The following is a 5472-nucleotide window of genomic DNA, read 5'->3' on the forward strand; positions in this document are numbered from 1 at the left end:
CAAAGAAATGTTTCATTTGATCTAATTGAAGCTGAGGGAGGTCGCTCAGATCTTCAACATTGTTATATAGAGGTGTGAGCTTAGAATGAGGTACAGCAATGATCTTTGCATCAATACCGGCTTCATCTTCCATATACATGACTCCGACAGGTCTGCTGCGAATTACTGATCCTACAGCAACCGCATGGGGAGCTATTACAAATACATCTACGGGATCACCATCCTCGCTTAATGTTTGAGGAATATAACAGTAATTGTACGGATATGTCATTGCTGTACTTAGAAAGCGATCAACCAATAAAGCATCATATTCTTTATTCACTTCATACTAGATGGGTTTAGCATTTGCCGGGATTTCGACGATGCTATTAAAGTCATCTGGTGGATTAGTACCTGCTTTAACATTTTTAAAACTCATTGTTTTACCTTCTAATATTTAGATTATTAATGATTAGTGAAAAATTGATAGGAAAGTATTCCTAGTACTGTAAAGATTGATGAACCTATTACATGGATGGCTATTGAAGAGATAGCATATTCAAACTTTGAAGCTTGTAGCAACGCAAAAATTTCAACTGAAAATGTTTAAAAGGTCGTTAAAGCACCGCAGAAGCCTGTCAAAACTAATAACTTATAATTAGGGCTTATTGAGCTATTTGAAAAAATGATACAGCTAATCCAATAATACACGCACCGATTAAGTTAACAATCACTGTCCCGAAAGGAATATNAAAAGATATATAAATAAAGAACTTTATGACGGGAAAACATAGCGTAGCTCCATTTTGTAAAAGCAGAGCACGCGACTACGTACCCTGCTTGAGGGAAACGTAGGTATCATCAGCCAGAATTGGCGGTTTGTGTAAGGAGGATAGCCATCTCCTTTGAGTACTATTATTTAAAAATTGATTAGCTAATTCAACAACCTTCTATTATTAAAATACGTAAGTTTGATACTTCTTTATCTTTAGTTTAGTAAAAGTTGAAAATTTTGATTTTTGCTATAATCTTTTTGGAAAGGGTGTCCAGCTAAGCTGAGACAGGTGTTTGTTGTAGTCGGGCCGCTACAATATTGATAAAGAGCGCCTGTATGTTTAATTTCAAGATTTTTAATAAAGTCTCTACGGAAGTATTGACGATCAAAAATGACCTTCAGCTTAATGCTGAGCTGCAATTAATTAATAAATATAAANAATCTTTTTGGAAAGGGTGTCCAGCTAAGCTGAGACAGGTGTTTGTTGTAGTCGGGCCGCTACAATATTGATAAAGAGCGCCTGTATGTTTAATTTCAAGATTTTTAATAAAGTCTCTACGGAAGTATTGACGATCAAAAATGACCTTCAGCTTAATGCTGAGCTGCAATTAATTAATAAATATAAAACGGCTATTTCTGAAGATTATAAACAGGCTATTGTTTTGATCTTTAAAGAACGTGGCTATACACGTTTGGAAATAGGTCAATTACTTGGGGAGCTAAAAGCTTCATAAAATACAGATTAAACAAAGCTTGGATATACATCCAGGCTTTATAAAAAAGTACCTAGCTGTTACCCTTGTCCTGATTTTTTTACTCTAAAAAGTTTCTTCATCTTATGACACCTACGCCACCTTAAGTTTATTTACCTTCTTAAATCTGTAAATAACTCATCACTGTCTAGTGATGTGGTGTAGTCGCTTGTGTGTTGTATATATCACATCACTAGCCTATCTGAAAAATTAAAAAACAGGCTATGTTTATGTTATCTAATGTCCGAGAACAGTGGTTCTCTAACATCCGTGGGGATGTACTTGCCGGATTAGTCGTCGGTCTTGCACTTATTCCTGAAGCCATCGCATTTTCAATTATTGCAGGTGTAGATCCTAAAGTCGGTCTATACGCATCCTTCTGTATTGCCGTCGTGATTTCTTTCGTAGGTGGTCGTCCCGCAATGATTTCAGCTGCCACAGGGGCTATGGCACTGCTTATGGTCACATTGGTCAAAGAGCATGGGCTTGAATATCTGCTGGCAGCAACAATTCTGACAGGCGTGATTCAGATATTGGCAGGCTATTTAAAGCTCGCCAAGTTAATGCGGTTCGTATCTAAATCTGTAGTTATTGGATTCGTAAATGCGTTAGCGATCTTAATTTTCATGGCTCAGTTGCCTGAACTGATTAATGTGACCTGGCATGTATATGCTCTGGTTGCTTTAGGTCTGGCGATTATTTATCTCTTTCCTTTGGTTCCCAAATTAGGAAAATTACTCCCTTCTCCACTTGTCTGCATCATTGCAATCACATTACTGGCAATTGCTCTAGGAATTGATGTACGAACTGTGGGTGATATGGGATCGTTACCTGACACACTTCCAATGTTCTTGATTCCAAATATTCCTTTGAATATTGAAACATTGATGATTATTTTGCCTTATTCGGTAGCACTGGCGGCTGTAGGTTTACTTGAATCGATGATGACAGCAACTATCGTGGATGAAATGACAGATACGCCAAGTGATAAATATCAGGAATGTAAGGGACAAGGGATTGCGAATATTGCTTCTGGCTTTATGGGTGGCATGGCCGGTTGTGCAATGATTGGTCAATCTATGATTAACGTAAAATCAGGTGGCCTTACACGCTTATCAACATTCTCTGCGGGCATTTTTCTTCTTATTCTGGTTGTATTTATCAGCGACTGGCTCAAAGTGATTCCAATGGCTGCATTGGTAGCGGTAATGATAATGGTCTCTATCAGTACCTTTGAATGGAGTTCTGTCACTCAGTTAAAAGATAATCCTAAGAGCAGTAATATCGTCATGATTGCGACGGTGATTGTAGTTGTTGCTACGCATAACCTGGCTTTGGGTGTGTTAACAGGCGTATTACTTTCAGCCTTGTTCCTGGCGAATAAACTTGAAAATGATATCCAGGTGACAGCATCTTTTGAAGGAATGGCCCGTTTATATGAGTTGAGAGGTCAGATCTTCTTTAGTTCTTCTGAAAAATTCATGCAAGGTTTTGACTTTAAAGAGGATGTAAAGGAGGTGATTATTGATTTGACCCATTCTCACATTTGGGATGTAACATCAGTCGCCATGCTTGATTCTGTTGTAAATAAATTTCAAAAGAATGGTGCGAATGTCACAGTACGTGGTCTAAATGAAGCCAGTTCGATCATGATTGATAAGTATGGGACACATGCCAGAATTTAAGTTTTAAAAATTCTATATTTATATAGAATTTCTAAAATTAACATAATACACCTTATACGAATCTAAAAATGGGNTCTAAAAATGGGAGCCTTTAGCTCCCATTTTTACTATATTTTTAAAGTTTTAAGCGTGTTGTACTGTGAGCTTTAAGCCTAAAGCATTTACTACACGATTAATCGTATCAAAACGTGGTGCTGAATCCTGACGTAGGGCTTTGTAGAGTGCTTCACGCCCAATCCCTGCTTCTTTAGCGATTTGAGTCATGCCACGAGCTTTAGCAATAACACCAAGTGCATGGGCTAATTCAGCTGGATCATTTTCTTCAAGAACCATATTGAGATACATCACAATGTCTTCTTCAGTTTTGAGCGACTCAGCCATATCAAAACTTGGTAAATCAGCGACTTTAACCATTTTAATCCTCCAATGTTTTCGATAGTTTGACTGCCCGATCGATGTCTTGTTGTTGAGTTGATTTATCTCCACCACCAAGCATTACAATCACAACGTCACCATGTTGGATGTAATACATCCTCCATCCAGAACCGAAGAATTCTCTCATTTCCCAAACGCCATCTTGGAGAGGTTTAATGTCTCCCCAGTTTCCACGTTGAACCTTATCTAATCGACGATTCAGGCGGATACGGGTCATATTGTCTTTAATGCCATCCAACCATTCATCAAATTCTGGAAGACGTTTAATTTCAATCATGAGGATCCTTATCTTCTCACTATATTGTATTCGATCGAATACAATATGCAAGTAATTTATACGAACATCCATTAATTTCGTATAACACCATTATGTTAAATACATAATTTTTTTGGTTAAAATTTAAACTTTTTTACTGTTTTTCAGGCAAGATGCATATTTTTTTGAAGCCATACTTTCCTTGTCAGATGTTCAAACATTTTAAGGAGAAAGCAATGACACAAACAGCGAATGATCAACGTGCTACAGTAAAAAATCCTAATAATATTCAACATGCGCAGAATCAGGACAACCGTAGCCGACAATTGAATCCTAATCATAAACCTACGAAATCTAAATAAGGATGAAAACTATGAGCACAGCAGGTTGGCCTAGTACTACTGGAAATCCATCAGGTGGTGGCCGAGACAATAATCCACCTCGTAAATAAAAATTTATTTATCTTATAATATCAATTCAGAAGGCCAAAGATATTGGCCTTCTGAAGGATATTTCTTCAGGAAGGCTTCCCATATCACGATAAAATCTTCTGATGTAGCTAACGTAGAAACGCTGGCTGTTTTTTGAAAATGTTTATAATAAAAGTCTTGCCAAAAATATATTAACCATAGGCCAGCTATGGCATTAATACTTTCAAACCACTTATCTTCTGGAAGTTCATTTTTCAGGAATAAATAATTCTCTTCTGAGACTTGTTCATAAATTTCATCATTTTTAAACTCACCATAAGGTAGACCTAGGAACTCATAGACTTCATTCAAGTAGCATAGTCTTCTGTTTTCTCTAACTTTTTTAATTAGTTGTATAAATTCTTTAATTTGTTCATCTTCGAGAGAAGGATCTAACCATTGCTCAAAACCATTAGTTGGAGGAATAGTCTTCAGAATCTCGACTTTATGTCCTTTTGTTGCTTCAAACTTTGCATTTATCTTTAAGATAAATAAAAGAAAATCTGTAAAAGTTTTTGATGGGAAGTATGGTCGTTTATTTTTAAACTTAAACTTTAATGCTTGGTTTAGTGAGATTGATTGGAATCCCCACTTCTTAGAAATTAAATGATCTAAGTGAATTAAAATTAGCAGTATATTGACGCCAGAATTTCTAAGCATCTCATGACTAATAATATTCTTTAAATCACCGTTAAAGCTAAAGTTATTTACCAGAAAATCATGTAGTTTGCAGACATCTTCATATAAAAAATTATTTTTTTCTAATTCTGAAAATAGCTTTATATGCTCATTCCAATAAAAAAAATCGTTATTCTTAATTGGATATAGTTCTAAGATTTTTAAGCAGTATGCAAAATTATAGTTTTCTTCATCTACAGCTAAAGAAGTTGCTGAATTAAGTACGAAAAACCCCATTTCTGAAGCAAATTCGGATTTAATTTTAACTTTAGCTATTTCATCATTTTTAAATGGAACATTAGTATATTTTTTCTCAATTTTACCTAGTTTCTTAGCCAGGTTTTTATCCATATTTTTCAATATTAAACAGTAGAATTCTAAAGGATTCATGGATGCCCTAATTTTTTAAAAAATCTAAAATTAACATAATACACCTTATACG

6 protein-coding genes, 2 pseudogenes and 1 riboswitch are annotated in these 5472 nt (G+C 35.6%); of the genes and pseudogenes, 3 read left to right on the forward strand and 5 right to left on the reverse strand.

The features are described from left to right. Window positions 1-418, reverse strand: a pseudogene (gene ppa / locus H4I94_RS15945) (inorganic diphosphatase); the annotation flags it as partial. A gap of 26 nt (window positions 419-444) precedes the next feature. Then, window positions 445-758 (reverse strand): annotated as a pseudogene (locus H4I94_RS15950) (CrcB family protein). Between the two features lie 66 nt (window positions 759-824). Beyond that, window positions 825-892, reverse strand: a riboswitch (Fluoride riboswitch). A gap of 386 nt (window positions 893-1278) precedes the next feature. Between H4I94_RS15950 and H4I94_RS15955 the strand changes: the two are divergent. Then, window positions 1279-1488, forward strand: coding sequence for a hypothetical protein (locus H4I94_RS15955; protein ID WP_004282305.1), 210 nt, complete (start codon window positions 1279-1281; stop codon window positions 1486-1488). A gap of 248 nt (window positions 1489-1736) precedes the next feature. Next, on the forward strand, window positions 1737-3191 hold the full coding sequence (locus tag H4I94_RS15960) for a SulP family inorganic anion transporter (protein WP_033917543.1): 1455 nt from the start codon (window positions 1737-1739) through the stop codon (window positions 3189-3191). 123 nt (window positions 3192-3314) lie between these two features. On the opposite strand, the gene H4I94_RS15965 is transcribed toward H4I94_RS15960, so the two are convergent. Then, complete coding sequence (locus tag H4I94_RS15965) at window positions 3315-3605, reverse strand: addiction module antidote protein (RefSeq protein WP_004969304.1); 291 nt, start codon at window positions 3603-3605, stop codon at window positions 3315-3317. 1 nt (window position 3606) lies between these two features. Beyond that, the gene (locus tag H4I94_RS15970) at window positions 3607-3903 is read right to left on the reverse strand and encodes a type II toxin-antitoxin system RelE/ParE family toxin (protein ID WP_004647749.1); all 297 of its coding nucleotides are present in this window, start codon (window positions 3901-3903) and stop codon (window positions 3607-3609) included. A gap of 215 nt (window positions 3904-4118) precedes the next feature. On the opposite strand from H4I94_RS15970, the gene H4I94_RS15975 reads away from it, so the two are divergent. Then, on the forward strand, window positions 4119-4244 hold the full coding sequence (locus H4I94_RS15975) for a hypothetical protein (RefSeq protein ID WP_004969301.1): 126 nt from the start codon (window positions 4119-4121) through the stop codon (window positions 4242-4244). A gap of 102 nt (window positions 4245-4346) precedes the next feature. Here H4I94_RS15975 and H4I94_RS15980 read toward each other — a convergent pair whose 3' ends face one another. Further along, window positions 4347-5420, reverse strand: a complete 1074-nt coding sequence (locus H4I94_RS15980) for a hypothetical protein (protein WP_043041639.1) — start codon at window positions 5418-5420, stop codon at window positions 4347-4349. Window positions 5421-5472: the final 52 nt, after the last annotated feature.

Source organism: Acinetobacter sp. T_3_1 (genome assembly GCF_025377055.1).
Taxonomy (GTDB): Bacteria; Pseudomonadota; Gammaproteobacteria; order Pseudomonadales; family Moraxellaceae; genus Acinetobacter; species Acinetobacter kookii.